This window comes from Streptomyces sp. WM6372, from assembly GCF_001279655.1.
Lineage (GTDB): Bacteria > Actinomycetota > Actinomycetes > Streptomycetales > Streptomycetaceae > Streptomyces.
Genome location: NZ_LGDB01000160.1, coordinates 1 through 24,868 on the forward strand (window position 1 = coordinate 1; position 24,868 = coordinate 24,868).

General features: G+C 72.8%; 25 protein-coding genes. 8 read left to right on the plus strand and 17 right to left on the minus strand.

What is annotated here, in order from left to right; all coding sequences use genetic code 11:
• The first annotated feature begins 82 nt into the window (after positions 1–82).
• The gene (locus ADK52_RS12930; protein WP_053689922.1) at positions 83–334 is read left to right on the plus strand and encodes a DUF6332 family protein; all 252 of its coding nucleotides are present in this window, start codon (positions 83–85) and stop codon (positions 332–334) included.
• A 37-nt stretch (positions 335–371) separates the two neighbouring features.
• On the opposite strand, the gene ADK52_RS12935 is transcribed toward ADK52_RS12930, so the two are convergent.
• Together ADK52_RS12935 and ADK52_RS12940 are read right to left on the minus strand one after the other, a co-directional pair.
• Positions 372–1,304, minus strand: coding sequence for a spherulation-specific family 4 protein (locus tag ADK52_RS12935; RefSeq protein ID WP_078988283.1), 933 nt, complete (start codon positions 1,302–1,304; stop codon positions 372–374).
• Positions 1,305–1,467: 163 nt separating this feature from the next.
• Positions 1,468–2,166, minus strand: a complete 699-nt coding sequence (locus ADK52_RS12940) for a TetR/AcrR family transcriptional regulator (RefSeq protein WP_053689923.1) — start codon at positions 2,164–2,166, stop codon at positions 1,468–1,470.
• 144 nt (positions 2,167–2,310) lie between these two features.
• On the opposite strand from ADK52_RS12940, the gene ADK52_RS12945 reads away from it, so the two are divergent.
• Positions 2,311–2,769, plus strand: coding sequence for a nitroreductase/quinone reductase family protein (locus ADK52_RS12945; RefSeq protein WP_053689924.1), 459 nt, complete (start codon positions 2,311–2,313; stop codon positions 2,767–2,769).
• Between the two features lie 279 nt (positions 2,770–3,048).
• Here ADK52_RS12945 and ADK52_RS12950 read toward each other — a convergent pair whose 3' ends face one another.
• Complete coding sequence (locus ADK52_RS12950) at positions 3,049–4,308, minus strand: geranylgeranyl reductase family protein (protein ID WP_053689925.1); 1,260 nt, start codon at positions 4,306–4,308, stop codon at positions 3,049–3,051.
• 299 nt (positions 4,309–4,607) lie between these two features.
• Between ADK52_RS12950 and ADK52_RS12955 the strand changes: the two genes are divergently transcribed.
• Together ADK52_RS12955 and ADK52_RS12960 are read left to right on the plus strand one after the other, a co-directional pair.
• Complete coding sequence (locus tag ADK52_RS12955) at positions 4,608–5,972, plus strand: dipeptidase (RefSeq protein ID WP_053689926.1); 1,365 nt, start codon at positions 4,608–4,610, stop codon at positions 5,970–5,972.
• A 98-nt stretch (positions 5,973–6,070) separates the two neighbouring features.
• The gene (locus tag ADK52_RS12960) at positions 6,071–6,772 is read left to right on the plus strand and encodes an MBL fold metallo-hydrolase (RefSeq protein WP_053689927.1); all 702 of its coding nucleotides are present in this window, start codon (positions 6,071–6,073) and stop codon (positions 6,770–6,772) included.
• A gap of 120 nt (positions 6,773–6,892) precedes the next feature.
• Here ADK52_RS12960 and ADK52_RS12965 read toward each other — a convergent pair whose 3' ends face one another.
• Complete coding sequence (locus tag ADK52_RS12965) at positions 6,893–7,933, minus strand: NUDIX hydrolase (RefSeq protein WP_053689928.1); 1,041 nt, start codon at positions 7,931–7,933, stop codon at positions 6,893–6,895.
• A gap of 156 nt (positions 7,934–8,089) precedes the next feature.
• Between ADK52_RS12965 and ADK52_RS12970 the strand changes: the two genes are divergently transcribed.
• A complete protein-coding gene (locus ADK52_RS12970; RefSeq protein ID WP_053689929.1) occupies positions 8,090–9,127 on the plus strand; it encodes a LacI family DNA-binding transcriptional regulator in 1,038 nt (345 codons plus the stop codon).
• A gap of 38 nt (positions 9,128–9,165) precedes the next feature.
• Here the strand turns inward: ADK52_RS12970 and ADK52_RS12975 are convergent, their stop codons facing one another.
• Complete coding sequence (locus tag ADK52_RS12975) at positions 9,166–9,360, minus strand: hypothetical protein (RefSeq protein ID WP_053689930.1); 195 nt, start codon at positions 9,358–9,360, stop codon at positions 9,166–9,168.
• A gap of 199 nt (positions 9,361–9,559) precedes the next feature.
• Here ADK52_RS12975 and ADK52_RS12980 point away from each other — a divergent pair, with 199 nt between their 5' ends.
• The gene (locus ADK52_RS12980) at positions 9,560–12,052 is read left to right on the plus strand and encodes a WD40 repeat domain-containing protein (RefSeq protein WP_053689931.1); all 2,493 of its coding nucleotides are present in this window, start codon (positions 9,560–9,562) and stop codon (positions 12,050–12,052) included.
• Between the two features lie 66 nt (positions 12,053–12,118).
• Here ADK52_RS12980 and ADK52_RS12985 read toward each other — a convergent pair whose 3' ends face one another.
• The 6 genes from ADK52_RS12985 to ADK52_RS13005 form a co-directional block, all read right to left on the minus strand.
• Complete coding sequence (locus ADK52_RS12985) at positions 12,119–13,417, minus strand: DUF6986 family protein (RefSeq protein WP_053689932.1); 1,299 nt, start codon at positions 13,415–13,417, stop codon at positions 12,119–12,121.
• 153 nt (positions 13,418–13,570) lie between these two features.
• Positions 13,571–14,533 carry an electron transfer flavoprotein subunit alpha/FixB family protein gene (locus ADK52_RS12990; protein WP_053689933.1) on the minus strand — a complete coding sequence of 321 codons (963 nt, stop codon included), beginning with the start codon at positions 14,531–14,533 and terminating at the stop codon, positions 13,571–13,573.
• Between the two features lie 58 nt (positions 14,534–14,591).
• Entirely contained in the window at positions 14,592–15,377 is a 786-nt protein-coding gene (locus ADK52_RS12995; protein WP_078988286.1) for an electron transfer flavoprotein subunit beta/FixA family protein, read from the minus strand.
• A gap of 203 nt (positions 15,378–15,580) precedes the next feature.
• Positions 15,581–16,105, minus strand: coding sequence for a flavin reductase family protein (locus tag ADK52_RS13000; RefSeq protein WP_053689935.1), 525 nt, complete (start codon positions 16,103–16,105; stop codon positions 15,581–15,583).
• A gap of 71 nt (positions 16,106–16,176) precedes the next feature.
• On the minus strand, positions 16,177–16,383 hold the full coding sequence (locus tag ADK52_RS45000; protein ID WP_420714854.1) for a putative leader peptide: 207 nt from the start codon (positions 16,381–16,383) through the stop codon (positions 16,177–16,179).
• Entirely contained in the window at positions 16,380–16,721 is a 342-nt protein-coding gene (locus ADK52_RS13005) for a thioredoxin family protein (RefSeq protein ID WP_053689936.1), read from the minus strand. Before ADK52_RS13005 ends, ADK52_RS45000 begins: the two co-directional genes overlap by 4 nt.
• Positions 16,722–16,957: 236 nt before the next feature.
• On the opposite strand from ADK52_RS13005, the gene ADK52_RS13010 reads away from it, so the two are divergent.
• Positions 16,958–17,680 carry a lysophospholipid acyltransferase family protein gene (locus tag ADK52_RS13010; protein WP_053689937.1) on the plus strand — a complete coding sequence of 241 codons (723 nt, stop codon included), beginning with the start codon at positions 16,958–16,960 and terminating at the stop codon, positions 17,678–17,680.
• Positions 17,681–17,759: 79 nt separating this feature from the next.
• Here the strand turns inward: ADK52_RS13010 and ADK52_RS13015 are convergent, their stop codons facing one another.
• Together ADK52_RS13015 and ADK52_RS13020 are read right to left on the minus strand one after the other, a co-directional pair.
• Positions 17,760–18,974: an alginate lyase family protein gene (locus ADK52_RS13015; RefSeq protein ID WP_053689938.1), complete on the minus strand. Its 1,215-nt coding sequence runs from the start codon at positions 18,972–18,974 to the stop codon at positions 17,760–17,762.
• A gap of 120 nt (positions 18,975–19,094) precedes the next feature.
• Positions 19,095–19,661 carry a CGNR zinc finger domain-containing protein gene (locus ADK52_RS13020; RefSeq protein WP_053689939.1) on the minus strand — a complete coding sequence of 189 codons (567 nt, stop codon included), beginning with the start codon at positions 19,659–19,661 and terminating at the stop codon, positions 19,095–19,097.
• 83 nt (positions 19,662–19,744) lie between these two features.
• Here ADK52_RS13020 and ADK52_RS13025 point away from each other — a divergent pair, with 83 nt between their 5' ends.
• Entirely contained in the window at positions 19,745–20,995 is a 1,251-nt protein-coding gene (locus ADK52_RS13025; RefSeq protein WP_053689940.1) for a hypothetical protein, read from the plus strand.
• Here ADK52_RS13025 and ADK52_RS13030 read toward each other — a convergent pair.
• The 4 genes from ADK52_RS13030 to ADK52_RS13045 form a co-directional block, all read right to left on the minus strand.
• Positions 20,940–21,539 (minus strand): transglutaminase-like domain-containing protein, encoded by a 600-nt coding sequence (locus ADK52_RS13030; protein WP_053690017.1) that lies wholly within the window; start codon positions 21,537–21,539, stop codon positions 20,940–20,942. The genes ADK52_RS13025 and ADK52_RS13030 overlap by 56 nt on opposite strands.
• Before the next feature lie 72 nt (positions 21,540–21,611).
• Positions 21,612–22,673, minus strand: a complete 1,062-nt coding sequence (locus ADK52_RS13035) for a threonine aldolase family protein (protein ID WP_030161907.1) — start codon at positions 22,671–22,673, stop codon at positions 21,612–21,614.
• Positions 22,670–23,434, minus strand: a complete 765-nt coding sequence (locus ADK52_RS13040; RefSeq protein WP_053689941.1) for an SDR family NAD(P)-dependent oxidoreductase — start codon at positions 23,432–23,434, stop codon at positions 22,670–22,672. The genes ADK52_RS13035 and ADK52_RS13040 overlap by 4 nt, the downstream gene beginning before the upstream one ends.
• A 26-nt stretch (positions 23,435–23,460) precedes the next feature.
• The gene (locus tag ADK52_RS13045) at positions 23,461–24,867 is read right to left on the minus strand and encodes a DUF6421 family protein (protein ID WP_053689942.1); all 1,407 of its coding nucleotides are present in this window, start codon (positions 24,865–24,867) and stop codon (positions 23,461–23,463) included.
• Position 24,868 lies beyond the last annotated feature (1 nt).

Consider the following 24,868-nt stretch of genomic DNA (forward strand, 5'->3'; position numbering starts at 1 on the left):
GGGGCGGGGGCGCCGCGCGGGCGGTCGAAGCGGGCTCTAGGCACCCTTGTGACGGTGCGGTACGGGCTGTGACAATGCGTGGATGGGGCAACGGACGCAGGCGGATCGCGACGCGATCACGATAGAGATCGGCTACGCGTTCGTGAGCGGGTGCTTCGCGGCCGCCCTCGTCTTCGGGGCCGTGTACGGCCCCGCCCAGGTCTTCGACGTCTCGCCCACCACCGACGCGGCGCTCACGGTGGCGGCCGGGGTCCTGGCGGGGGCGGTGTTCCTGCTCCGGATCACCCACGTCCTGTGGCGCTTCGCCCGCCGCCCGGAGAACGACGGCCGCTGACCCCGGACCCCCGGGCCGCCGCTGACCGCCTCGTCCGTCAGCCCAGGGTGGCGGCGTACAGCGTCTGGCTCCGGTATTTCCAACTCGGCGACTCGTCCCAGGGGTTCGGCATCTGCGTGCCGGTCGCGTACGCGTAGCCGGCGCCGCGGTCGAAGGCCGTGCGGAGCGTGGTGCGCATGGCGGTGGCGTCCGGGACGGCGTGGACCAGGTGCCAGAACGCGGTGCCGGTCGGGTCGAGTTCCGTACCGGCGCGGTAGCCGCCCGACTCTGAGAAAACGTTCCCTCCGAGCCAGCCGCTTCCGGTGTACGCGGCGTACGTGTCCTCGAAGGTGACGAAGACGTCCGCGGTGCGGTGGCCGGGCTCCAGGTAGCAGTCGGCGATGGCGGTGCCGGGGTTGTCGACCACGAGCTCGGCGGCCGTGGGGTCCGCGGCGTCCATGGTGTCCTGCACGTACGCGCGCAGCCGCGCGTAGTGGTCGCGGGTGGCGTTGCCGGGGCCGCAGTCGCGGCTGACGACGTCGAAGAAGATGCCGTCCACGTGCAGCCGGCCGTCGCGGGTCTTGAGGTAGTTGTCCACGGAGGCCTTGACGTCTGCGATGTCGCGGCTTCCGTGGTCCGTGTGGACGTAGCCGAGGACCTTCGTCTTCTCCCCGGTGGCGGTGGTCCCGGCCCGCAGGGCGTCGGCGCGGGCCTGCCAGCGCTCGTCGAAGGGGGCGTCGCCGTTGCCCGGGTTGAGGACGACCACGGACGCGGCGGGCGCGGTGGCGACGAGGTCGCCGAGCATGCGCTCCCCGGCCCATGCGTACGCGGGGACGCCGATCTCCAGGCCCCGCACACCGGCCGTCCGGGGTCTCGGGGCCGGGACGGCCTCTTCGGCGACGGCGCCGGCCGAGGCGGGCACGGCGGGCGCCGGGGCGGCCAGTAAGGAGGTGACCAGGACGGCGTACAGGGCCTTCACGGCGCGGGCCACGGCTGTTCCTCCGACAAGGGGCGGGGGCAGGAGCACGACCCGACGAACACTAGACGGGCGCCCGTTCGGTGAAAGCCCAACCACTCGTATTGATATGAGGAACAGACAAGCGATCCGTCACCTCATCATGTGAATCACGCGCGACACGCCTCCGTACGGGCCGTCATACGGCGGGCAGCCCGACCCCGTGGGCCAGTTGGCCCGCGGCGTGCGCGAAGAAGGTGGCACGGTCCTCCACGACCCGGTTGAACTGGCCGAACAACTCGAAGGAGATGAGGCCCACCAGCTGCGCCCAGGCCGCGACCAGGGCGGCGGTGACCTCCGGAGGCAGCCCTTCGGCGAAGTCCGCGGTCATCCGTACGGCTTCGGGGCGCAGGGCGGCGGGCAGCGGCGGCAGCGCGAGGCCGCGCCCGGCGTGGGCGGCCCGGACGATGCCGATGAAGGTGTTGCCGACACGGGAGGCGGGGGCGACCGTGTCCATGGGGGCGCTGTAGCCGGGGACCGGCGAGCCGTAGATCAGGGAGTACTCGTGCGGGTGGTCCAGGGCCCAGGCGCGGACGGCCTCGCAGACGGCCGTCCAGCGCTCGCGGGGCGCCGCACCGGCGGCCCGGGCGCGGGCGTCGGTCTCCTCGGCGGCGGCGCCGACGCTGTCGTAGGCGTCGACGATGAGGGCGGTGAGGAGCTCGTCACGGCTCGGGAAGTAGCGGTAGAGGGCCGAGGAGACCATGCCCAGCTCGCGGGCCACGGCGCGCAGCGAGAGCTTGGCGGCGCCCTCGGCGGCGAGCATGCGGCGCGCCTCGTCCTTGATGGCGGCGGTGACCTCGATACGGGCCCGCTCCCGGGCCCCGCGCACGGTACTCATACGAGCAGTGTGCCAGAGGGCAGAGCACTGCCCAAAAATAAGAGCGTCGCACCATTCAGAGAGCGGTGCTCTTGTTTTGGAGCGGCAATCCGTGCACACTGATCTCAAGCGAGAGCACCGCTCTCCCAACAGCCGGAGCAAGCCATGAACGCGCCCACCCCGTACTACGTCCAGGCAAGCCCGCTCGCCACCCGCTTCAACTCCCTCTTCGGGAAGCTGGCCCGACTCGGCATCAGCCTGGCCGGCTCCGCCGAGCTGTCCGTGCGCGGCCGCAAGTCCGGCCAGATGCAGCGAATCCCGGTCAATCCGCACACGTACGAGGGCGAGCAGTACCTGGTGTCGGCGCGCGGCCACTCGCAGTGGGTCCGCAACATGCGGGTGGCGGGCGGCGGTGAGCTGCGCGTGGGCCGCAAGGTGCGCACCTTCACGGTCACCGAGATCACCGACCCGGTGCAGAAGGCCGCCCTGCTGCGCACCTACCTGGAGAAGTGGGGCTGGGAGGTCAACCGGTTCTTCCAGGGCGTCACCGCCCAGTCCACCGACGCGGAACTCCAGGCCAGCGCCGGCGACCACCCGGTCTTCCGCATCACGCTGTCGAACTGACACACACGGCCATACCGGCCACACGGCCGCACCCGGCGTACTCCACACCCGACGTACGCAGCACCCGCGGGCCGCACCCCGCATCGCGCGCCGTGCCCCGCGCGCCGCGCGCCGCGCGTCCGCGCACAAGCGGCGGCGGCCTTGCCCGCACGCCCGGCAAGACCGCCACCATCCTCAGCACACCGCCCGGGGAGGATCCCCCCGCCGTGCCTGGCTCCGGCCGGACCTCGGCCCTGCCGTTCCGCCGGCCAGGCCCAGGGCCCGAGTACCCCGGGCCCGTTACGCCTTCTCCGGCTCCTGCCCCTGCTCCGGGCCCTGTGCCTCGGCCCGGTTCCGCGCCTGCCTGCCGTCCATGACGTGCAGCGCCTTGCGGGCGATCGGATACGTCCGCACCAGGTCCGGCAGCGTCGTCGCGCCCCGGGTGATGCGGGCGAAGGCCCGCCACGCCGGGCGGAAGCCGGTGATCGCCGCGTGCAGCAGCCCCGGCCGGGCCTCGAAGGCGGTCAGCATCCGCTTGCCGACGCTCATCTCCACACCCAGTCCGGCCTTGACCGCGAACGCGTAGTTCAGGGCCTGGCGGCGCGCGTCCACCGCGTCCTGCGCCTCGGAGATCTTCACCGCCCACTCTCCGGCCAGCCGGCCCGAGCGCAGCGCGAAGGAGATCCCCTCCCGGGTCCACGGCTCCAGCAGTCCGGCCGCGTCTCCCGCGACCAGGACCCGGCCCCGCGACAGCGGCGATTCGGGCTTGCGGCAGCGGGTCAGGTGCCCGGAGGAGATGGCGGGTTCGAAACCGGCGAGTCCGAGCCGGGCGATGAAGTCCTCCAGGTACCGCTTGGTCGCGGCCCCGTCGCCCTTCGCCGAGATGACTCCGACGGTCAGCGTGTCGCCCTTGGGGAAGACCCAGCCGTAACTGCCGGGCAGCGGACCCCAGTCGAGGAGCACCCGCCCCTTCCAGTCCTCTGCGACGGTCTGCGGAACCGGGATCTCCGCCTCCAGGCCGAGGTCCACCTGGTCCATCTCGACGCCGACGTGCGCGCCGATCCGGCTCGCGCTGCCGTCCGCGCCGACCACCGCGCGCGCCAGGACGGTCTCCCCGTCGGCGAGGACCACGGCGACCGTGCGCCGGTCGGGCACCGCCGCCCCGTGCTGCTCGACCCGCGCGACGGCCGTACCCGCACGGACGGTGGCGCCGGCCTTCTCGGCCTCGGCGACCAGCCCCGCGTCGAACTCCGGCCGGTTGACGAGCCCGAAGAGCATCTGCCGCGAACGGCGGGTCCGGGTCAGCTTCCCGTTCAGCGAGAAGGTGACCGCGTGGATGCGGTCCTTGAGCGGCAGGACGAAACCGGGCGGGAGGGCATCGCGCGAAAGGCCGATGATCCCGCCGCCGCAGGTCTTGTACCGGGGCAGGTCGGCCTTCTCCAGCAGCAGTACGCGCCGCCCGGCCGTCGCCGCCGCGAACGCGGCCGAGGCGCCGGCCGGCCCGGCCCCGACCACGACCACGTCCCACACCTCACCGGTGCCCCCGGGCACCCCGGCCACCCCGTCCTCCGCCCCCTGAGCGGCCTGCCCTGCTGCTGAGTCGGGTCCCCCGACGGTGCTGTCGTCGCTGCTCACGATGTGCTGCTGCTCCTGATCATGCGGTTGCTCCGATGCAGGGAAATCCTACGGCGCGAGCCCGGCCCATCCTGCTGTGCGAGGATCGGGACTGTCTTTCGCCGTACCCGGCATACGCCCACCACGCGGATGCGGGCGGCGTACACGTACCGCCGAGTACACATGCACGGCGTACGCGTACAGGCGTACACCTACACAACGTCGCACCCAAGAGGAGCGTGCCCATGTCCCAGAATCCGATCGCCGAGACCATCACCTCGCTGATGCCCCGCGCCAAGCAGGAGCTGAGCGAGCTGGTGGCCTTCCAGTCGGTGGCGGACTGGGCGCAGTTCCCGCAGAGCGAGAGCCAGGGCGCGGCCAACTGGGTGGCCGACGCGCTGCGCGCCGAGGACTTCCAGGACGTGGCGCTCCTCGACACCCCCGACGGCACCCAGTCGGTGTACGGCTTCCTGCCCGGCCCGGAGGGCGCGCCGACCGTCCTCCTGTACGCGCACTACGACGTGCAGCCGCCGCTGGACGACGCCGCCTGGATCTCCCCCGCCTTCGAGCTGACCGAGCGCGACGGCCGCTGGTACGGGCGCGGCGCCGCGGACTGCAAGGGCGGCTTCATCATGCACCTGCTGGCGCTGCGCGCGCTGAAGGCCAACGGCGGGGTGCCGGTGAGCGTGAAGGTGATCGTCGAGGGCTCGGAGGAGCAGGGCACCGGCGGTCTCCAGCAGTACGCCGAGGCGCACCCGGAGCTGCTGACCGCCGACACGATCGTCATCGGCGACACGGGCAACTTCCGGCTCGGCCTGCCGACGGTCACGGCCACCCTGCGCGGCATGTGCCTGATCAAGGTGAAGATCGACACCCTCGGCGGCAACCTGCACTCCGGCATGTTCGGCGGCGCCGCCCCCGACGCGCTGGCCGCGCTGATCCGGCTGCTGGACTCGCTGCGCGCCGCGGACGGTTCGACGACCGTGGACGGCCTGGCCTCGGACGCCGTCTGGGAGGGTCTGCAGTACCCGGAGGCGGACTTCCGCGCCGACGCGAAGGTGCTGGACGGGGTCGGGCTGATCGGCGAGGGCACGATCGCGGACCGGCTGTGGGCCCGCCCGGCCGTCACCGTGCTCGGCATCGACTGCCCGCCGGTCGTCGGCGCCACCCCCTCGGTGCACGCGGGCGCCGGCGCGCTGATCAGCCTGCGCGTGCCGCCGGGCGTGGACACGGCCGACGCCGTCAAGCTGCTGGAGGCGCACCTGGTGGCGCACACCCCGTGGCAGGCGCGCCTCGAGCTCGAGGTCGTCGGCCAGGGCCAGCCGTTCCGGGCGGACACGGACAGCCCGGCGTACGCGTCGATGAAGGCGGCCCTGCAGGAGGCTTACCCGGGCCAGGAGATGCAGATCAGCGGCATGGGCGGATCCATTCCGCTGTGCAACACGCTGAACTCGCTGTACCCGGAGGCGGAGATGCTGCTGATCGGGCTGAGCGAGCCCGAGGCGCAGATCCACGCGGTGAACGAGAGCGTCTCGCCGCAGGAGCTGGAGCGGCTCTCGGTCGCGGAGGCCCTGTTCCTGGTCAACTACGCGGAGTCCAAGCGCGTATGACCTGCGGAACGTCCGGCCCGTCGGCCTGCGCTACGGGCGAACTCCGCTCCCGGTGAAAGGCCGGCCGGGAGCGGAGTCGGCGGACGTACGTTCGGGGCATGGATCTTGTCGAAGTGCTACCGCAGCGGCTCCACATGCTCCGCTTCCCGATCGGCCAGGCGTACCTGTGGCGCGACGGTGAGGCCCTGACCCTGATCGACTCCGGCCACGCCGGCGCCGCGGAGGCGATCGAGGGGGCCGTCCGCTCCCTCGGGCTGGATCCGGAGCGGCTGGAGCGGATCGTACTGACCCACTGCCACCGCGACCACGTCGGCGCCGCGGAGGAACTCGCCGGGCGCTGGGGCGCGGAGGTGCTGGCGCACCGGCTGGAGGCTCCGGTGATCCGCGGCGAGCTCCCGGTCCCGGAGCCGGTTCTGCTGGATTGGGAACTTCCGCTGTACGCGCACGGCCTGACGGTGCCGCAGGCGCCGCCGACGCGGGTCGACCGTGAGGTCGAGGACGGGGAGGTGCTCCCGTTCGGCGGCGGCGCGGTGGTGGTCCACGCCCCGGGCCACACGCCGGGCAGTATCGGCATCCATCTGCCGGAACACGGAGTGCTGTTCGCGGGGGACTGCATCGCGGGGGTGGGGCAGGTGATGCTGGGCGTGTTCAACGTGGACCGGGCGCAGGCCCAGGCCTCGTTCCGGCGCCTGGCGGCGCTGTCCCCGGAGGTGGCCTGCCTGGGCCACGGCGACCCACTGACGAAGAACACCGCGGCCACCCTCCGTACGGCGGCGGCCGCAGAGCCGGTCCTTCCGTAGCCGCGGCCCTGCCGCCCCCGGCCGGGTGGCCGATCGGGGGCCGAGCCGGGGCGCCGATCGGGGGCCCAGCCCGGGTGGCCGGAGGCGCCCGCCGATGCGGCCGGCAGCCTCCCGGCCGGGCTACGGCGTCGGGCGGCCGGCCTCCAGGTAGAGGGGGCGGCCGCGCTCGCGGGCCCGCAGGGCCCAGCGGAGGCGCTCGTAGCGGACCGGCGGGAGCAGGCCGGCCGCCTCCTCCTCCGTGACGAACCGCCACGCCCGCAGCTCCGGACCCGGCAGCCGGAGTTCCGCCGCGGCGTCGGGCGAGAGGCGGCCCCCGTCGAACAGCAGCCGCAGTCCCCCGTACGCCGGAGCCACCGGCGGCTCCCAGTCCACGACCAGCAGCCCCGGTACGGCGTCCAGCGTCAGGCCCAGTTCCTCCGCGACCTCCCGCACCCCCGCGCCGCCCGGCGCCTCACCCGCCTCCACGACCCCGCCCGGGAACTCCCATCCCGGCTTGTACGTCGGATCGACCAACAGCACCCGGTCCTCGTCGTCGAACAGCAGCACCCCGGCCGCCACCGTCTCCCGGGTCGGCTCCGGCGTCTGCACGATGTCGCAGACCCGGGCCGCGTCCGTGCGTACGGCTTCGGCTATCCGCTCCGCCGTCTCCCGTACGCTCAGGGCGCCGTTGTCGATGACGTGCGCGTCCGCCGCCAGCCAGCCGCCCAGCGCCTGCTGGTAGGCGGGGATGTGGTCGTACGCCCACTGCCGTACCCGCACGTCCACGTCGGCGGGGTCGCCCGGCTCCTCCCGCGTCGCGATCCGCTCGCGCAGGATCGTTTCCTCCGGGGCGAGCAGCACGTGCCGCACCGGAATCCGGCGCGCCGCCAGCCCGCCGAAGATCTCGTCCCGGTACTCCTGCCGCAGCAGCGTCATCGGCACCACCAGCACCCCGCCCAGCTCCGCGAGCACCGCGGCGGCCGTGTCCACCACCAGGCGCCGCCAGCTCGGCAGGTCCTGGTAGTCGGAGACCTCCGCGAGGCGTTTGCGCGGCAGCAGTTGGCGTAGTGAGTCGCCGACGAGCTCCGGGTCGTACAGGGTGCTGTCCGGCAGGATCCCGGTCAGTTCGCGGGCCGTGCTGGTCTTTCCGGCGCCGAATGTGCCGTTGATCCAGACAATCACGTCTACCCCTCTCCCCATGGCTCGTCCGGAGCCCCCAGTGGCTTGCCCGCATCACCCTGCCACGGAAACCCGCTCCCCGGCCCAGTGCTTATCCTCAAGGTCGGAAAGGTCAGAGCCAGCCCCGCCCGCCCCGCCACCTCCGGAGGTTTCCGTCCCGTGCCACAGACCCGCCGCCCGTCCGACCCCCGCTACGGCAACCGGCCGACCATGAAGGACGTGGCGTCCCGTGCGGGCGTGGGCCTCAAGACGGTCTCGCGCGTGGTCAACGGCGAGGCGGGGGTCACCCCGGACACCGTGCGGCGGGTCCAGGAGGCGATCGAGGCGCTCGGTTTCCGCCGCAACGACAGTGCCCGCGTGCTGCGCAAGGGCCGTACGGCCACCGTCGGGCTGGTCCTGGAAGACCTCGCGGACCCCTTCTACGGACCGCTGAACCGGGCCGTGGAGGAAGTGGCCCGGGCCCACGGGGCACTGCTCATCAACGGGTCCAGCGCCGAGGACCCCGACCGGGAGCGGGAGTTGGCGCTGGCGCTGTGCGCGCGCCGGGTGGACGGGCTGATCGTGATCCCCGCCGGGGACGACCACCGCTACCTGGAGCCGGAGATCCGTGCGGGGGTGGCCACGGTGTTCGTGGACCGGCCGGCGGGCCGGATCGACGCGGACGTGGTGCTGTCGGACAGCTTCGGCGGTGCCCGCGCGGGCGTGGCGCATCTGATCGGGGGCGGCCACCGCCGGATCGGCTTCATCGGGGACCACCCGCACATCCACACGGCGACGGAGCGCCTGCGCGGCTACCGTGCGGCGATGGCGGACGCGGGCCTGCCGGTGGCGGAGCCCTGGGTCTCCCTCGGCTCGACCTCCCCGGACCGCGTCCGGGAGGCGGCCCGCGCGATGCTGACGGGCCCCGACCCCGTCACGGCGGTCTTCGCGGGGAACAACCGGGTGACGGTGACCCTGGTCCGGGTCCTGGCCGAGCACCAGCTGCCGGTGGCCCTGGTCGGCTTCGACGACTTCGAGCTGGCCGACCTGCTGCGGCCCGGGGTGACGGTGGTGGCCCAGGACGCGGCGGCCCTGGGCCGGGTGGCCACGGACCGCCTGTTCCAGCGCCTCGCGGGCGCCGCCCTCGACCCGGCCCGCATCGAACTCCCGACCCGGCTGATCCCCCGCGGCTCGGGCGAACTCCCGCCGGCCGGCTGAGACTCGGAGAACCAGCGGACTCGCCGGACTCGGCGGATTCAGCGGATCAGCCCCCGCAGTACGGGCACGGCCCCGCCGGCGCCGGTCAGCCCGGCGAGTACGGAGAGGGCGACGGGGACGCCGCCCATGAAGCTCAGCCCGCCGACGGCGCACCCGATCAGCAGGGCGATGACGAGCACGACGGCGGTGTGCAGGGACAGGAACGGCTGTTCCGATTCACGGGGAGTGGTCATGGCTCGATTGCACCCCCGGCCGGGCCGCCGGCAGGCACGTACGGAACGGACCCGGTCCGAGTCGATCGCCCCGGAAACCCCTTGAACGACACGGGTGTTCGGCGGAACGCGACGAGCGTTCCGAGCTGTTCGGGAAAGTTCGGGACTGTTCCGCCGACGGCGTTCTAACCTGGGCGGCCACACATGGCCGAGGGGGGACATGGGGGACATGGATCCGCAGCCGCGCGGCACCTTCACGAGCTTCGAGGAGGGACTCGCCGCGCTCGCCGGTGATCTGACGCGATTACGGATCGAGCGGGGCAGGCCCTCGTACCGCGATCTCGAAGCGCGCGCGGCCGGATCCGGTACCGAACTCCGGCTGCCGGTGGCCACGCAGAGCGAGATCTTCAACGGCAAGCGGCTCGTCCGGGCCGACACCTTCATGGCACTGATCCGGATCCTGCTGTCGTACGACGAGTACGGCCGGCGCACCTCAGTCCCCTCCCACACCGACCCCGAGGTCGCCGTCTGGCGGCGGCGCTGGCAGGAACTGGCCGCGCTGCAGCCTCCGGGGCACTCGCGCGCCCGGGCCCGCGCACGCGCCGGTGCGCCGCAGGCGGCCACCGCCACCGACGCGCCGGTCCGGGATGCCGCCCCGCACGGCACCGCCGCCCGATCCCACGAACCCGCCGGTCCGGCCGGACCCACCGGACCCCACGAACCCGCCGGACCCGACGAACCCCACGGACCCGCCGGACCCGCCGGACCCAGCGGCCGGCCCCGGCCCCCCTGGGATCCCGCACCGCCCGTCCGGCCCCTGCCCGACCCGGCTCCCGAGCCAGCGCCCGGGCCGCCTGCCGGGCCGGCCCCGTACACCCTGCGCCACCGCCTCCTCGGGCACCTCGCCCCGGTCCGGGACGTGGCGTTCTCCCCCGACGGCCGCCTGCTGGCCTCGGCCGGCGGCGACAGCGTCCAGCTGTGGGACACCACGACGGGCCTCGGCGCCATCACCCCCTTCACCGCGACGCATCCCCTCGCGTTCACCCCCGAAGGGCGGCTGCTGGCGGCCGACTCCCGAGACCCCTCCGTGCTCCACCGGATCGACCCCGCGACCGGCCGCCCCGACGGTCCGCCCCTCACCGGCCACGCCTCCCCCATCACCGGAATCACCTGCGCACCGACCGGAGGCATGGCCGCCACCCTCGAACTCGGCGGCACGGTACGGCTCTGCGACCTGTCCGTCGTCCGCCTCCCGGTCGTCGTGACGCACGGCGGCGGCACGGATCCGATCGACGCGGTGGCCTTCGCCCGCGACGGCCGGCTGCTCGCCGCCGCCCGCAGTTCACGGGTCTGGGACCTGCTCGGCGGGGGCGTGGCCGGTGCGCCCCGCGCCGCGGCCGCCGGAATTCCGGATGCGATCGCCCTCTCCCCCGACGGGCTGCTGCTCGCCCTCGGCTACCGCGACGGCCGGACCTCCGTGTGCGAGGCGGCCGGCGGACGTGACGCGCTGACCCTCCGGGGCCATGCCGGCCCGGTCTGCACCCTGGCCTTCTCCCCCGACGGCCGGCTGCTCGCCACCGGCTCCGACGACGCGACCGTACGCCTGTGGGACACGGCCACCGGCCTGCCCGTCGGCCCGCCGCTGAGCAACCACGCCGGCCGGGTCGAGGACATCGCCTTCTCGGCGACCGGACGGCTCCTGGCCACCTCGTCCTCCGACGAGACGGTCCTGCTGTACGAACGGGCCGCGACGCCCCGTACGGCATCGCTCGCCGCCAAGGCCCTGGCCGCCGCACTGGGAGAGCGGCTGCCGGTCCGGCTGCCACCCGTGCAGGCCGAAGCCGCCCTCGTCCGGGTGGCGTTCTCGCCCGACGGCCGCCTCCTCGCGGCGACCGACGCCGAGCGGTCCGCGCGGGTGTGGGACCCGGTCACGCGGTTCCCCCTCGGACCGCCCCTGGTCCGGGGCGCCGATCTGCCCTGGTGTCTGGCGTTCTCCCCCGACGGGACCGTGCTCGCCACGGCGTCCGGCGACCGGACCGTGCACCTGCGCGACCCGTCGAGCGGCGCCGTTCTCCGCGAGCTGCCGACCGGCCACCGCGGCCCGCTGAAGCGGCTCGCGTTCTCCCCCGACGGGCGGCTGCTCGCCACGGGGAGCATGGACTGCGCTCTGGCGCTCTGGAGCACGGCCTCGGGAACACACCTCGGCGAGTCCGTCGAGGGCCACGTCAACGAGGTCGTGGGAATCGCCTTCGCCCCCGACGGGCGGCGTCTGGTCAGCTCCGGCGCGGACGGGCGGGTGGTGTGGTGGGACGTCGGCACGCGACTGCGGTGGAGCGGCGCCTCGCGCGGCCACCGGGGCACGGTGTGGTCGGCGGTGTTCTCACCCGACGGAGCCGTCGTGGCCACGGCGGGCGCCGACGCCACGGTACGACTGTGGGAGCCGAACGGCGGCGGCCAGATCGGCGAGCCGCTGACCGGCCATTCCTCGGCGGTGTACGAGGTGGCGTTCTCGCCGGACGGGCGCCTGCTGGCCTCCGCCGGCGAGGACGGCCGGGTTCTGTTGTGGGACCCGTCGACCGGCCGGCCCGTGGGCGGTCCGCTCGAAGGCCACGACGATGCGGTCAACGCCCTGGCCTTCTCCCCCGACGGGAGCCTGCTCGTCACCGCGGGCCGGGACGGAACCCTGAACCGCTGGATCATCGGCCCGCTGTGAGACGCCGCGGGGCCCGGCCGGGGCGTCCCCCGCCGGGCCCCGTCCACCGTGCGGCGGATGGGCGGATCAGGCGGTCGCCGTCAGCGTCGCCGAGCGGCGCGGGATCGCGAACGCGTCCAGCTCGGCGCGGGTCAGGCCGGTCAGGGCGGTGACCTCCTCGGCGCCCACCGCGCCGCAGTCCAGGCCGCGGACCAGGTAGCCGGCCAGGGCCTTGGCCGTGGCCGGCTCGTCCATCACGTCGCCCTCGATCTTCGCGACGTACGCCTTGAGCCGCGCGGCAGCGGCTTCGAGGCCCTCGCGGTAGAAGGTGAACACCGCCGCGTAGCGGGTCGGCAGGTGGCCCGGGTGCATGTCCCAGCCCTGGTAGTACGCGCGGGCCAGGGCCCGGCGGGTGAGGCCGTAGTGCAGCTTCCAGGCCTCGTGTACGTGCTCGGTGCTGCCGATCGGCAGGACGTTCGTGGAGCCGTCGGAGACGCGTACGCCGGTGCCGGCGGCCGCGACCTGCATGATCGCCTTCGCGTGGTCGGCGGCGGGGTGGTCGCTCGACTGGTAGGCGGCGGAGACGCCGACGCAGGCGCTGTAGTCGAAGGTGCCGTAGTGCAGGCCGGTGGCGCGGCCCTTGGAGGCCTCGATCATCCGGGCCACGGTGGCGGTGCCGTCGGAGGCGACGATCGACTGGCTGGTCTCGATCTGGATCTCGAAGCCGATCCGGCCCGGGCGCAGGCCGCGGGCGGCCTCGAAGGCCTCCAGCAGCTTGACGAAGGCGCTGACCTGCTCGGCGTACGTGACCTTCGGGAGGGTCAGGACGAGGCCCTCGGGCAGCCCGCCGTGCTCCAGCAGCCCGGACAGGAAGATGTCGGTGGTGCGGATGCCGCGGTCGCGGACGTTGGACTCCATGCACTTCATGCGGATGCCCATGTAGGGGGCGTTCGTGCCGTTGGAGAAGGCTTCGGAGACGAGGCGGGCGGCGCGGGCGGCCGCCTGGTCCTCCTCCTCGTCGGAGCGGACGCCGAAGCCGTCCTCGAAGTCGACGCGGAGGTCCTCGATGGGCTCGCGCTCCAGCTTGGCGCGGACGCGGTCGTAGACCGGTACGGCGAGCTCGTCGGAGATGCCGAGGACCTTGGCGAAGGTGGCGGCGTCCGGGGCGTGCTCGTCGAGGGCGGCGAGGGCCTGGTCGCCCCAGGAGCGGATGGTGTCGGCGGCGAAGACGTCACCGGGGACGTAGACCGTGTGGATGGGCTGGCGGGTGCCGGGGTCGCCCGGGTAGTGGCGCGCGAGCTCCGCGTCCACCGGCGCGAGGGAGGCGCTGATCCCCTCGCTGACCACGCCGGCGAGGCTCGTCGCCACCTTCTCCTGCTGACCCATCGTGCACTCTCCTCTTTTTCCGCTTTACGGAAGCATAGATCCGCATAGCAGAATTTAATGAGGGGTTCTTGTCTAGTCAATGGTTGCAGGAAACACCTCGGGGCCGCGTGGTGAGTGTCACCACGCGGCCCCGGGTCAGAGCATCCGAGCAGGTCAGCCCTTGCGGGCCTTGATCTCCTCGGTCAGCTGCGGGACGACCGCGAAGAGGTCGCCGACCACGCCGTAGTCGACCAGGTCGAAGATCGGGGCCTCGGCGTCCTTGTTGATGGCCACGATGGTCTTCGAGGTCTGCATGCCGGCCCGGTGCTGGATCGCGCCCGAGATGCCGGAGGCGATGTACAGCTGCGGGGAGACCGACTTGCCGGTCTGGCCGACCTGGTTGGAGTGCGGGTACCAGCCGGCGTCGACGGCGGCGCGCGAGGCGCCGACGGCGGCACCGAGGGAGTCCGCGAGCTCCTCGATGATGTGGAAGTTCTCGGCGCCGTTGACGCCGCGGCCGCCGGAGACCACGATCGCGGCCTCGGTCAGCTCGGGGCGGCCGGTCGACTCGCGCGGGGTGCGGGAGACGACCTTGGTGCCGGTGGCCAGGGCGCCGAAGGTGACGGCGAGCGCCTCGACGGTGCCGGCGGCCGGGGCGGCCTCGACCGGAGCCGAGTTCGGCTTGACGGTGATGACCGGGGTGCCCTTGGAGACACGGGACTTGGTGGTGAAGGACGCGGCGAAGGCGGCCTGCGTCGCGACCGGGCCCTCGTCACCGGCCTCCAGGTCGACGGCGTCGGTGATGATGCCGGAGCCGATGCGGACCGCCAGGCGGGCGGCGATCTCCTTGCCCTCGGCGGAGGAGGGGACGAGCACGGCGGCCGGGGAGACGGCGTCGTACGCGGCCTGGAGCGCGTCCACCTTCGGTACGACGAGGTACTCGGTGAACTCGGGGGCGTCGGCGGTCAGGACCTTGACCGCACCGTGCTCGGCGAGCACGGCGGCGGTGGCCTCGGCACCAGCGCCGAGGGCGACGGCGACGGGCTCGCCGATGCGGCGGGCCAGCGTCAGCAGCTCGAGGGTGGGCTTGCGGACGGCGCCGTCCGCGTGGTCGACGTAGACGAGAACTTCAGCCATGGGACTGCTCTCCTGCGATTGCGAAGTATCTGGGGGCTAACAGAGGTGACCGAAGCTCTTAGATGAACTTCTGGCCGGCCAGGAACTCGGCCAGCGACTTGCCGCCCTCGCCCTCGTCCTTGACGATCGTGCCGGCGGTGCGGGCCGGGCGCTGCGTCGCGGAGTCGACCGCGGTCCAGGAGCCCTCGAGGCCGACCTCGTCCGACTCGATCTCCAGCTCCTCCAGGTCCCAGGACTCCACCGGCTTCTTCTTGGCGGCCATGATGCCCTTGAAGGAGGGGTAGCGGGCCTCGCCCGACTGGTCCGTCACGGAGACGAGCGCCGGGAGGGAGGCCTCCAGCTGCTCGCTCGCGGAGTCGCCGTCGCGGCGGCCCGTCACGGTGCCGTCCTCGACCTTGACCTCGGAGAGCAGGGTGACCTGCGGGACGCCCAGGCGCTCGGCCAGGATCGCCGGGAGCACGCCCATGGTGCCGTCCGTCGAGGCCATGCCGGTGATGACCAGGTCGTAGCCGGCCTTCTCGATCGCCTTGGCGAGCACCAGCGAGGTGCCCATGACGTCGCTGCCGTGCAGGTCGTCGTCCTCGACGTGGATGGCCTTGTCGGCACCCATGGACAGCGCCTTGCGCAGCGCGTCCTTGGCGTCCTCGGGGCCCACCGTCAGGACGGTGATCTCGGCGTCGTCGGCGTCTTCGGCGATCTGCAGCGCCTGCTCGACGGCGTACTCGTCGAGCTCCGACAGCAGACCGTCGACGTCGTCGCGGTCGACCGTCAGGTCATCGGCGAAGTGCCGGTCGCCGGTGGCGTCGGGCACGTACTTCACACAGACAACGATCCTCAGGCTCACGCCGGCTCTCCTACCGCATCGTCTTTTTTCTGATACCGCCTTGTGCAGGCAGCATAGGCGCCTTGTCGGGCGGATCCCGGTCGGGGCGGCCCGCGCTCCGAAGGGAATGTTACTCGTCAGTACACCGTGGGTGTCCCGCGGTGGCAAGGCCGGTGAACTGTGATCTGTCCAACGCCGCCCGAACCCGCCCCAGCAGGGACGATTCAGTCGCGCAGCGCGTTGAAGCGACCCTGGTGGTACAGGAGCGGCCGGCCTTCCCCGGCCGGGTCCCCGGCCACGGCCTCCGCGATGATCACGCGGTGCGCCCCGGCCGGCACGCGCGCCACCACCCGGCACACCAGCCACGCCAGTACGCCGTCCAGCACCGGCACCCCGTACGGACCCGGGGCCCAGCCCGTGCCGGGCCCGAACCGGTCGGCTCCGCTGCGGGCGAACAGGCCCGCGAGGTCCTGCTGGTGCTCGCCGAGTATGTGGACGCCGAGGTGCTCGGAGCCGCGTATCGCGGGCCAGCTGGAGGCCCCCGTGGCGATGGTGAAGGACAGCAGTGGAGGATCGGCGGAGACCGAGTTGAGCGAGGTCGCGGTGAACCCGACCGGGCGGCCGCCGTCCTCGGCGGTGATCACGGCCACTCCCGCGGCATGCCGGCGGAAGACGGAGCGCAGCAGGTCGGGCGAGCCGGGCCGGCCGGAGGCGGCGGTGGGGACAGTGGAGGCGGACGGGGCCGTCATGGAGGTGCTTCCTTCTGCCGCGGGGGCGGCGGGCACGGGCGCGGTGGGATCGGGTCGGGGACCGGGTTCGTTCAGTGGCCCCGACAACGCGCGCTCGCGTAGCGGACCAGGTCCACGTGGACCCGCCCGTAAAGCAGGAGTTCATACCGCATGCCGCCAGCCTGGCGATCTCCCGTGTACACAGTCAAGCCGCACCGGCCAGATGCGAGGCGCGTCACGCTGCGTGCGGGCGCGTGCACCGGCGTACCGGCCGTCGGGCCGGCCGCCGTACCGGTCATACCGCGGCGCCCAGCGCGGCGATCACATCCGCCTTGCGCGGCATCCCCACCGCGCGCCGCACGATCCGGCCCCCGGCGTCGAGGACCAGCACGGTCGGCGTCTTCTCGATGCCGAGGGCGCGCACCAGCTCGAGACGGGCTTCAGCGTCGATCTCGATGTGCTCGACGCCCTCGACCAGGCCGGCCACGTCGGCGAGGATCCGCCGGGTGGCCCGGCAGGGCTGGCAGAACGCGCTGGAGAACTGCACCAGGGTGGCCCGCCGCCCGAGCGGTGCGCCCAGTTCCGCCGCGCCCAGCCGTGCCAGGCCCGTGGCCTGCCCGTCCTCGTCCCCGTGCACCCCTGCTCCCGTCGCCGCGGACCTCGTTGCCGCATCATTGAATTGCGTGCGTACGGTGATCCGAGCGCCCCGGCTACGCGCTGCATTCCCGGCGTGACGAGAATCTCCTCGGGCACGGTCGTCTGGGCTGGCCAGCAGCCCGCGTATGGGGCACGATCCCCAAGGGCAGCGTACCTACGCAGCCGTAACTTCCGGCCGGGAGCACCTCCCCAGGCAGAAAGCGGGGTCTCCCCCTCATGGCTGAGCTCGTCTACCCTCCGGTGATCGGCGCCGCCCACACCCTCTTCAAGGCGCTGGACATCCGCATCGACATGAAGGGCACGGAGAACATCCCGCGCAAGGGCGGGGCGGTTCTCGTGTCGAACCACATCGGCTACCTCGACTTCATCTTCGCCGGCCTGACCGCGCGGCCGCAGAAGCGCCTGGTCCGCTTCATGGCGAAGGAGTCGGTCTTCCGCCACAAGGTGTCCGGTCCGCTGATGCGCGCGATGAAGCACATCCCGGTCGACCGCAAGCAGGGTGAGACGGCCTACCAGCACGCCCTCGACTCGCTGCGCGCGGGCGAGATCATCGGCGTGTTCCCGGAAGCGACGATCTCCCAGTCGTTCACCCTCAAGAGCTTCAAGTCGGGCGCCGCGCGCATGGCCCAGGAGGCCGGCGTCCCGCTGATCCCGGTGGCCCTGTGGGGCACCCAGCGGCTGTGGACCAAGGGGCGCCCGAAGAACCTCAAGCGCAGCCACATCCCGGTGACGATGCGGGTCGGCGAGCCCATCGAGGCGCCCACCGACCAGTACGCCGGGGCCATCACCCGCCGCCTGCGCGAGCGGGTGCAGGAGCTGCTCGACGCCGCGCAGAGCGCCTACCCGGGCAAGCCCAAGGGCCCCGAGGACACCTGGTGGGTGCCGGCGCACCTGGGCGGGACCGCGCCGACGGCCGCCCAGGTCAAGGAAGCGGGCTGATCCCGCACCACCAGGTCGGGTGATTCTGCGGCCCCGCCGTTCACGGCGGGGCCGCGTCTCGTGCCGGCCCCGCCGACGGTCAGTTGGGGTTCTCGGCGTGGGTCAGCGTCTCCCACGCCTCGAAGTGGTTCTCGGTACCCGCCGGGCGCCGCCCCTCGGTGAGCTTGCGGGTGTTCTCCATGCTGACGCCCAGACGCGTGTGCAGGGCGTTGTAGCCGACCTCGGTGGCCGGGCCGATGCCCTTCGCCACGCTCCCGCCGCACAGCCAGGACGGCACCTTCGCGCCGAGCTCGTACGGGGCGTGGAAGCCCAGCGCGTACCGGAACCGGTCCTTGAACTGCGGGTACAGGTCGCGGCCCTGGATCCGCGAGGTCTCGGCGACGTGCATGGTCGCGGCGATCGCCATCCCGGTGTGGCCGAAGTCCCGGCAGGTCTCCTGGGCCAGGCCGTCCACGAAGGTGCTCTGGCCGTGCCAGTAGTCGATCAGCTCGCTCTTCGTGTCGATGGTCGAGCGCGGCGGGTACGCGGGCTGCGCCCCGTCGGAGGCGAGGTAGAAGTACGCCGGGACCCGGCCGAGGTAGATCGCCATCGCCTTGTCGTAGCTCGCACGGTCGTCGAGGTGGACCGAGATGCCGATGGCGGCGTCCATCATGATCAGTTCCCAGTTGCCGTTGCTGTTCGGCTTCCCGTTGATGACCTCGGGCAGGTAGACGTCGCGCAGCATGGTGGCGAAGCGCCCCTGGCCCGGCCAGCCGCCGGTGTACGTGTGCTTGATGATCTCGGCGGCGCGCGGCCAGGTGGAGCCCGCCCAGCCGCTCTGCAGCGGGGCGTTGGTGTTCGTGTGGTCCTTGATCTTCGCGGACCAGGCGTCCATCAGCTCGATCGACTTCCTCGCGTACGCGGCGTCCCGGGTGATGTACCAGGCGAGGGCGTCGCTGTACGCGGCGATGGCGTCCTCGCGCTCCTCGGAACAGCCGTTGTCCGGGTTCGAGTACGAGCCGCACTCGACGACGGCGCGCGGTCGGGGCGTACGCGACTGCGAGCCGTAGGGGCTGGCGAGCATGGCGTCGAACGCCGACTTCCACGGTTCCTCCCCCGCCCGCACCTTCGTGCGTACGAAGTCCAGCTGGGCGCGGCTGTTGAGGACTCCGGGGTGTGCGAACTGCGCCGGGGCGGCGGCCGCGGCGGGGGCGGGAGCCGGCGGGGGCCCGGCCTGGGCGGTGGGGGTGAGGGTCAGGGCCGCGGTCAGGCCGAGTGCCAGGGCGGCCAGGCCTGCGGGAACTCCGTAGCGCATGGAGCACCTTCCGTTCGGGGGTGGGGGAACGGGGATGTTCTGCCGCCGAAAGTACCCATGAGCATGCCAAGTTGACAACGTTATCCAACAGGAAACTTTCCTATTGCCCCGCGCGGCTGCTCACGCCGACCCCGCCACCTCCGCACGCTTGCGCCTGCGGTGCGCGGCGACCCGCGCACGCGTGGCACAGGTGGCGGAGCAGTAGCGGCGGGCGCTGCCGGGCCCGGCGCCGAGGAAGAACCGCCCGCAGCCCCCGGCGGCACAGGCACCCCACGCGATCCGCCCGTACTCGGTGAGCAGTTGGGAGAGCGCCAGGGCCCCGGAGGCCAGGAACCACTCGCCCCACCCCGCCCGCTCCCCCCGGTCCACGTGCAGGTGCCAGGAGCGGCCGTCGTGCCGGGTCAGGCGGGGCCGGGTGCCGTACTGCGCAAACAGCGCGTTGAGGGCCTCCACCGCACGGTCCTCGTCGGTCTCGGCGAGGACCTCTCCGATCCGCCGGGCCGCGGCCCGCAGTTCGGCCGCGTCCGCCTCGGCGAAGGCCTCCTCCGTCAGGTCGGCGGGGTGCTCCCCGTGCCGCACGAGGACGGCCGCGAGTTCGGTCCGCGGGAGTCCGGGGTCCGTGCGGACGGCCTCGGCGAGATCGACCAGCCGCCGGCCCACCGAGAACCCCTGCATGGAATCCGTCATCCTCGGATCCTTTCGCCCTACACCCGCATCGCGTAACGTCTTGCGCCGGTATCACGTTACACACTGCGGGGAGGGTCCGGGGGATGCGCGCGTTCGGGCGGTACTTGGCAGCGGCACTGGCCGCACGGTTCGCCTCGGAGGGCATGAGCCTCGCGGTGGTCCTGCTGGCCCTGGAGCGCACCGGGAGCGCAGCGTACGGGGCCTTCGTCCTGACGGCCTGGCTGGCTCCGCACGTGCTGGCGGCTCCGCTCGCCGGCGCGGCCGCGGCCCGGACCCGCCGGCCCAGACCGTTCCACGTGGCCGCGCTGGCCGGGTTCACCTGCGCGGTCGCGGCGCTGTCCGTACTGCTGGGCCGGGCCCCGGAGCCGCTGGTCCTGGCGGTGGCGCTGCTGGGCGGCTGCTGCGGGCCGATGGTGACGGGCGGGATGTCCAGTCTGGTCGCCGGCCTGGTCCCGGCGGGGGCCGGGCGGGACCGGGCGTACGCCTGGGACGCGTCCACCTACAACGCCGCCGCGGTCACCGCCCCGGCGGTGGTGGGCCTGGCCGCCGCACTGGGCTCGGCCGCACCCGCGATGGCGGTGCTCGCGCTGGCCGGTGCGCTCGCGGCGGCGCTCGCCGCGACCCTCCCGTACGGAAACCGGCCGCCGGGCCCGGCGGCGAGCTCCGGGGCCGGGACGGGGACCCCCGCCGGCCTGGGCGCCGGGCTGGCGGCCCTGTGGCGGATCCGGGAACTGCGGGCGATCACCTCCGCCACGACGCTGGCGTTCGTCGGCATAGGCACCCTCACCACCACGTCGGTGCTGCTGGCGTCGCGGCTCGGCAGCCCGCGCGGCGGGGGCGTGCTGATGACGGCGTTCGCGGTGGGCGCGCTGGCGGGCTCCCTGACGCTGGGCCGGATCACGACCGTGGAGCCGGGGCGGCTGGCGCGCCGGGCCATGGCGGGGACCGGGGCGGCCCTGGCGGCGGCCGCGTTCGCCCCGTCCGTCACCGTCGCGGCGGTGCTGTTCGCCGCCGCCGGGGTGTGCGACGGACCACTGCTGACGGCCACCCTCCGGATCCGGTCGGAGTGCGCCCCCGACGCCGTGCGGACCCAGGTGTTCACCCTCGGGGCCGGACTCAAGCTGACCGCCGCGTCGGTCGGCGCCGCGCTCGTGGGCTTCGCGGCCACCGCACCGCCGCAGGCGCTGCTGGCCGGGATCTCCGCACTGATCCTGGCCGCCGCCCTGTTGCACGCACTGGTGGTCCGGCAGGGCGCGGCGCCGGCCGGAGCCGTCGCGGCTACAGGGCCGTCGGAAGGTTCCGCCACAGCTCCTGCCGGTCGGCGGACCCCTTGAGGGCCGCCAGCGCGGCGGGGTGCGGCACGGCGTACAGCTCGGGGTAGTCGACCTCGCCGAGCTCGGGGCGTACGCGGAAGGCGAGTTGCTCGGAGTCCAGCGCGAACCGGGCATCCACGCCGGTCTTGTTGCCCCGCGGGTCCTGGCGGGCCCAGTCCGCGGCCCCCGGCAGCCGGAGGGCGATCAGCCCGTGTACGACGGGGTTCGAGCCGTCGTCGTCGGCGAGCCGCTGGTAGCAGAGGCCGGCCGGGACGCCCCGGGCCCGCAACAGGGCGACCAGCGCGTGGGACTTGGCGTAGCAGATGCCGTTGCGGGTGCGCAGCACGTCCGAGGCGCGCCAGGAGACGCGCGGGTCCCCGGAGTCGCCGGAGTGCGGGATGGTGTCGCGGACGAACTCGAAGGCGACCTTGGCGTATGAGTATGCGTCGCCGGTGGCGGTCCAGAGGGCGTCGGCGGTCTCCCGTACGAGCGGGTGGCCGTGGTCGATGACCTCGTCTGCCGCCAGATAGGCGGGCGCATCCGGGTTCTGCGGGATCAGCTGCATGGCCCGGAGCATAGGCATACCCCCGACCGCGAATCAATGGATTTGCAGTCGGGGGTATATCTATTCAGATCTTCAGCGGGACAGCTCTTCCTTCAGCGCCTGGAGGAAGCCGTCCACGTCTTCCTCCTGGGTGTCGAAGCCGCACATCCAGCGCACGTGGCCGGCGGCCTCGTCCCAGAAGTAGAAGCGGTAGCGCTTCTGCAGCCGCCGCGACACCTCCTGGGGCAGCTTCGCGAACACCGCGTTGGCCTGCACCGGGTAGAGGATCTCCACCCCGTCGGTCTCGCGCACCCCCGCCGCCAGCCGCTGCGCCATCGCGTTGGCGTGCCGGGCGTTGCGCAGCCACAGGTCCTTGGCGAGCAGCGCCTCCAGCTGCACCGACACGAACCGCATCTTGGACGCGAGCTGCATCGACATCTTGCGGATGTGCTTCATCTGCCGGACCGCGTCCGGGTTGACGACCACCACGGCCTCGCCGAACATCATGCCGTTCTTGGTGCCGCCGTAGGACAGCACGTCCACGCCCACCGTGTTGGTGAACGTGCGCATCGGCACGTCGAGCGAGGCCGCGGCGTTGGCTATGCGGGCCCCGTCGAGGTGGACCTTCATGCCGTGGGCGTGCGCGTGCTCGCAGATCGCCCGGATCTCGTCCGGCGTGTAGACCGTGCCGAGCTCGGTGTTCTGGGTGATCGAGACGACCTGCGGCATCGCCCGGTGCTCGTCCTCCCAGCCCCAGGCCTGCCGGTCGATGAGCTCGGGGGTGAGCTTGCCGTCCGGGGTCGGGACCGTGAGCAGCTTGAGACCGGCCATCCGCTCCGGGGCGCCACCCTCGTCGACGTTGATGTGCGCCGTCTCGGCACAGATCACCGCACCCCAGCGGTCCGTCAGGGCCTGGAGGGCCGTGACGTTCGCGCCGGTGCCGTTGAAGACCGGGAAGGCCTCCGCGTACGGGCCGAAGTGGCTGCGGATGATCTTCTGCAGGTGTTCGGTGTACTCGTCCTCGCCGTAGGCGACCTGATGGCCGCCGTTGGCCAGGGCGAGGGCCTCCAGGATCTCCGGATGGACCCCCGCGTAGTTGTCGCTCGCGAATCCGCGCACCGCCGGATCGTGGTGGCGGTGGGCATCGGTCTTCACGGTTGCGGAGTGAGCCACAGACGCTGTCCGTTCACATCGATGGCGGGCCGCTCCCAGACGCCGGCGATGGCCTCGGCCAGCTCCTTGACGTCGGTGAAGCCCGCGAACTTCGCATTGGGGCGCTCGGCGCGCATCGCGTCGTGCACCAGTGCCTTGATCACCAGGATCGCAGCCGCGGCGCCCGGGCCCTCCTCGCCCCCCGCCTTGCGGAAGGAGTCGGCGAGGGCGAGCGTCCAGGCCTCGGCGGCCGCCTTGCCGGCGTTGTACGCGGCGTTGTTGGCGACCGGCTTGTGCGCGCCGGACTGGCTGATCAGGACGTAGCGGCCGCGGTCACTGCGCAGCAGCCCGTCGTGGAAGGCGAGCGAGGTGTGCTGGACGGTGCGGATCAGGAGCTTCTCCAGGAAGTCCCAGTCCGCGAGGTCCACGTCGGTGAAGGTCTTGCTGCCGCGCCAGCCGCCGACGAGGTGGACGACCCCGTCGATCCGGCCGAACTCCTTCTCCGTGCGGTCGGCCCAGGCCTTGGTGGCCTCCAGGTCGAGCAGGTCCACGGTGTCACCGGTGACGGTGGCGCCGCCGTGGGCGTAGCGGGCCGCGTCCACGGACTCCGCGAGGCGCGTCGGATCGGCGTCGGCCGCGACGACCACGGCACCGGCCTCGGCGAGGCGGAGCAGGGCGGCGCGCCCGGCGGGGCCGCCGGCCCCGGCGACCGCCACCACGGCACCGTGGAGCTTGCCGTTCCCGGAATTCCCAGCGCTGTTCATCTGTGCAGCCTCCTGTGGGCGAGCGCTCACGCGGCGACCCGCTCGGCCGAATCGGCGTTCACTGCAGTGATGCCCTTCGTGGAGGCGATCACTCCCTTGAGCTTCTTGGCGAGCGCCTCATAGAACATGCTCAGCGGAAACTCGTCGGGAAGCACGTCGTCGACGAGCTTGCGCGGCGGCTGCGTCAGGTCGAGGGCGTCGGGGCCCTTGGCCCACTTGGAGCCCGGGTGGGGGGCGAGGTAGGTGGAGACGAGCTCGTACGCCTTGAACCAGTGGACGAGCTTCGGGCGGTCGATGCCGGCCCGGTACAGGTCCTCGATCTCGGCGCACAGCTGGTTGGTGACCTGCGGGGCGCGCATCCAGTCGATCTTCAGCTTGTTGTCCGTCCAGCGCACGACGTCGTGCTTGTGGAGGTACGCGAAGAGCAGCTGGCCGCCGAGCCCGTCGTAATTGCGGTTGCGGTCACCGGAGACCGGGAAGCGGAACATCCGGTCGAACAGGACGGCGTACTGCACGTCGCGGCCGTGCTCGTTGCCCTCGGACTCCAGCTTCACGGCCTCCTTGAAGGCGGTGAGGTCGCAGCGCAGCTCCTCCAGGCCGTACATCCAGAACGGCTGGCGCTGCTTGATCATGAAGGGGTCGAACGGCAGGTCGCCGTGGCTGTGGGTGCGGTCGTGGACCATGTCCCACAGCACGAAGGCCTTCTCGCAGCGCTCCTGGTCCTCGACCATGCGGGCGATGTCCTCGGGCAGCTCGATGCCCAGGATGTCGACGGCGGCCTCGGTGACCTTGCGGTAGCGGGCGGCCTCGCGGTCGCAGAAGATGCCGCCCCAGGTGAAGCGCTCGGGGGCCTCGCGGACGGCGATCGTCTCCGGGAAGAGCACGGCGGAGTGCGTGTCGTAGCCCGGGGTGAAGTCCTCGAAGGTGATGCCGAGGAAGAGCGGGTTGTCGTACCGGGTGCGCTCGAGCTCGGAGAGCCACTCGGGCCAGACCATCTTCAGGACGACGGCCTCGAAGTTGCGGTCGAGGTTGCCGTTCTGCGTGTACATGGGGAAGACGACCAGGTGCTGGAGCCCGTCGGCGCGCTCGGCGGCCGGGTGGAAGGCCAGCAGGGAGTCCAGGAAGTCCGGCACCTTGAAGCCGTCGGCCACCCACTTGCGCAGGTCGGAGACGAGCGCGCGGTGGTACGCGGCGGCGTGCGGCAGCAGCGGCGACAGCGCCTCCACGGCGGCGATCGCCCGCTCGACGGCGGCGGCGACCTCGGTCGGAGCCGGGGCGGCCGCGGCCTCGAAGTCGATCGAGCCGTCCTTGGCCTGCCAGGGGCGGATCTCCTCCACGGCGGCCTTGAGCTCGGGCCACGCCGGGTGGTCGACCACCCGCGCACCGGCGGTTATCACCGCACCGCCAGAACCCGGCACAAGAATTTCCGTCATG

Coding starts and splice junctions, on each gene's coding strand:
- ADK52_RS13010 (WP_053689937.1), top strand. CDS start 16,958: ATGGCTGAGCTCGTCTACCCTCCGGTGATCGGCGCCGCCCACACCCTC.
- ADK52_RS13040 (WP_053689941.1), bottom strand. CDS start 23,434: ATGAACAGCGCTGGGAATTCCGGGAACGGCAAGCTCCACGGTGCCGTG.
- ADK52_RS13015 (WP_053689938.1), bottom strand. CDS start 18,974: ATGCGCTACGGAGTTCCCGCAGGCCTGGCCGCCCTGGCACTCGGCCTG.
- ADK52_RS12940 (WP_053689923.1), bottom strand. CDS start 2,166: ATGAGTACCGTGCGCGGGGCCCGGGAGCGGGCCCGTATCGAGGTCACC.
- ADK52_RS12930 (WP_053689922.1), top strand. CDS start 83: ATGGGGCAACGGACGCAGGCGGATCGCGACGCGATCACGATAGAGATC.
- ADK52_RS12955 (WP_053689926.1), top strand. CDS start 4,608: ATGTCCCAGAATCCGATCGCCGAGACCATCACCTCGCTGATGCCCCGC.
- ADK52_RS13025 (WP_053689940.1), top strand. CDS start 19,745: ATGCGCGCGTTCGGGCGGTACTTGGCAGCGGCACTGGCCGCACGGTTC.
- ADK52_RS13030 (WP_053690017.1), bottom strand. CDS start 21,539: ATGCAGCTGATCCCGCAGAACCCGGATGCGCCCGCCTATCTGGCGGCA.
- ADK52_RS13000 (WP_053689935.1), bottom strand. CDS start 16,105: ATGACGGCCCCGTCCGCCTCCACTGTCCCCACCGCCGCCTCCGGCCGG.
- ADK52_RS12980 (WP_053689931.1), top strand. CDS start 9,560: ATGGGGGACATGGATCCGCAGCCGCGCGGCACCTTCACGAGCTTCGAG.
- ADK52_RS13020 (WP_053689939.1), bottom strand. CDS start 19,661: ATGACGGATTCCATGCAGGGGTTCTCGGTGGGCCGGCGGCTGGTCGAT.
- ADK52_RS12960 (WP_053689927.1), top strand. CDS start 6,071: ATGGATCTTGTCGAAGTGCTACCGCAGCGGCTCCACATGCTCCGCTTC.
- ADK52_RS12990 (WP_053689933.1), bottom strand. CDS start 14,533: ATGGCTGAAGTTCTCGTCTACGTCGACCACGCGGACGGCGCCGTCCGC.
- ADK52_RS12985 (WP_053689932.1), bottom strand. CDS start 13,417: ATGGGTCAGCAGGAGAAGGTGGCGACGAGCCTCGCCGGCGTGGTCAGC.
- ADK52_RS12975 (WP_053689930.1), bottom strand. CDS start 9,360: ATGACCACTCCCCGTGAATCGGAACAGCCGTTCCTGTCCCTGCACACC.
- ADK52_RS45000 (WP_420714854.1), bottom strand. CDS start 16,383: ATGACCGGTACGGCGGCCGGCCCGACGGCCGGTACGCCGGTGCACGCG.
- ADK52_RS12945 (WP_053689924.1), top strand. CDS start 2,311: ATGAACGCGCCCACCCCGTACTACGTCCAGGCAAGCCCGCTCGCCACC.
- ADK52_RS13045 (WP_053689942.1), bottom strand. CDS start 24,867: ATGACGGAAATTCTTGTGCCGGGTTCTGGCGGTGCGGTGATAACCGCC.